The organism is Rahnella sp. CFA14(1/10), from assembly GCF_004195095.1.
GTDB lineage: Bacteria > Pseudomonadota > Gammaproteobacteria > Enterobacterales > Enterobacteriaceae > Rahnella > Rahnella perminowiae.
Genome location: NZ_SEWS01000042.1, coordinates 1 through 428 on the forward strand (window position 1 = coordinate 1; position 428 = coordinate 428).

The 428-nt window shown below is 48.4% G+C and carries 1 protein-coding gene; it reads left to right on the plus strand.

Annotation, left to right across the window (positions count from 1 at the left end; translation table 11 throughout):
* Nucleotides 1–11 precede the first annotated feature (11 nt).
* On the plus strand, nucleotides 12–428 hold a 417-nt coding region (locus EVX52_RS25155), incomplete at its 3' end, for a diacylglycerol kinase family protein (RefSeq protein WP_205952734.1).

Below are 428 nucleotides of genomic sequence, written 5' to 3' on the forward strand. Positions count from 1 at the left end.
CCCTTGAACACATGCTTAAACAAGGCAAAATCAACATCCACAAAGTGGCGTGGATTATCGCCAACCCAGTCTCCGGCGGCGGTAAATGGCAAGAATACAGCGAGCAAATCCAAGACGAACTAAAAGCCTATTTTGACCTAACGTTAAAACTCACCAGCGAAAATGTCAGCGCAAACACCTTCGCCAAAAAAGCCCGCAGTAGCGGCGCAGATATCATCATCGCCTGCGGCGGCGATGGCACAGTGACAGAGGTGGCATCGGAAATAGTGAACACCGACATCGCCTTAGGGATCATTCCTTTAGGCACCACTAACGCCCTCAGCCACGCGCTATTTGGTTTAGGCAGTAAGCTTATTCCTGTCTCTCAGGCTTTAGATAATATTATCCAAGGCCATTACCAAGCTATCGATACTGCTCGTTGTAATCAA